Annotated in this window: 1 protein-coding gene; it reads right to left on the bottom strand. The window is 67.1% G+C overall.

Going from position 1 to position 1,791, the window contains the following annotated elements:
- Positions 1–390: 390 nt before the first annotated feature.
- Entirely contained in the window at positions 391–1,587 is a 1,197-nt protein-coding gene (locus tag ACFHWY_RS28355) for a helix-turn-helix domain-containing protein (RefSeq protein ID WP_416583304.1), read from the bottom strand.
- Positions 1,588–1,791 lie beyond the last annotated feature (204 nt).

Below are 1,791 nucleotides of genomic sequence, written 5' to 3'. Positions count from 1 at the left end.
TTGCCACGACCACACGGGCCGATGCCGCCGGGCAAACGTCAATGCGGTGGCCGACAGGTACCCGTCGTACGAGACGCGCCTTTCCCGCGAAATCGACGCATCCTTGCCCGCTGGCGGATGCTGTTGTACGCCTCGCGCCTGGTCCAACAGCCGCCGCCGGGCGGCTTCCTGCTCCATCGTCTGGATTCGCTGGCCGAACCCCGACACCGCCGGTGGCCACGGGTAGTACCAGTTGACTATTCGCCGCAGGAGTCCAATAGCCACCGCCATCTGTCCGGCCCTCCCTCCTGAGGACACGGAGGGCCATCTGCTGATGTGCCTCGATCCGCGCCCGTTGTCGAGGTCAAGCCTCACGCCGTGCGCGTTGTCGATCCAGAAGGTGACTGTCCGCTAACCAGGTGTGCTGTCCGCTGGTGGTGGACGTCCCGGTGCGTACGCGATGCACAGGTCACGCAATGTTGCGGCCTCCGGCACCCCCGACTGCTCTACCTTCGCCAGCAACTCCGCAGCCCGCCACCAGTTCGACGGCACCACCCGCCCGGACGCCACCGCCTGCGCCCCCAACGCCACCGCCTCATCCGGCTGGCCGGCAGCGACCAGGGCAAGACCAAGGTCGAGACGGGCCGAAGCGGACCGGCGGGGCCGCGCTCCCCCATCGCCGTGCGGATCCAGATCCGCCAACACCGCCCGCGCCACCTGCTCCGCACCCGGGTCACCCGCCCACGCCAACGTCGTGGCCGTATACGCGGCAGCCTTAGCCGGGTCGTAGCGATAGTGATGCTCAGCCCGCTCAGGAGCAGCCAGATTCGCCGTCAACCGCTCGACCCGGTCCAACGCGCGCCGGGTCGCACCCACGTCCCCGATCCGCGCCCACGCACGAGCCTCCTGAGCAGTCGCCTGAATGCGGGCAGAGCCACCCTTCGGGGCGACCCGCTGGGCTTGATCGGAAAGATCGAGTGCCGTCCGGTAGTCACCTTGAGTCAACACGTCCCAGGCCCGGGTTTCGAGACACCACGCCTGGATCTCGCCATGCTCCGCGTGTTCGGCAAGATCACGAGCAGCTCGCAAGTGGGCCGCCGCAGCAGTCCCCTGCCGCAGGTCGATGTGAACGGTCGCCCGCAGCACCGCCAACCAGCCACCGGCAATCAACAACCGACGCCGTTGACCAAGCGTGACCCGTCCATCCAGCAACCGCCCCACATAGGCGAGGTGCCGCCGCACCAACGGCAGAAGCTGCGCCGGTGCCATCGTCGGATAGGAACTGGCAAGATCGTCTACGCCCTGCTCAATCCGTTCCAGCACGTCACTGCTTACGTCACTGGCGGCGACTCTCGCAAGCAGCTCGCCGGCCTCGGCGGCGTGGTCGACCGGCGCATCAACCAACCGAGCGAGCACGCCGCCCGCGTCGAGAATCCGGTCCAGGTGACCCGCCGTATCGACCGTCGGAGCCTTCAGCCCCGCCTCCAACTCATGCAGATGGCTCTTACTCCGATGCGCTAGCTGCCCCAGAGATCGAAGCGACAGACCACGCCGCTGCCGAAACTCACGCAGAGCTACACCGAAGCGTGGATCGACGGACGAGGCCATAGCGCCGCTCCAAGCTCAACAGGCCAGGCGAACCCGCACCAGCCACCACCCCATCGACCGTACCCTCAACGTCGCACGCCGTTGACCCCTCGCTTGTAAGTTCTGGGCGCATCGTCCGCTGGGGTCCGCCCGCATTTTCGCTCGGGTCTGTCAAGTTAACGGCTGATCTTGGTTGTTGAGGTGGTCAGTCGTTGGCCGGGGTGA

It is taken from the genome of Micromonospora sp. LOL_024 (assembly GCF_048060415.1).
Lineage (GTDB): Bacteria > Actinomycetota > Actinomycetes > Mycobacteriales > Micromonosporaceae > Micromonospora.
This window is presented reverse-complemented; position numbering and strand designations above follow the sequence as displayed.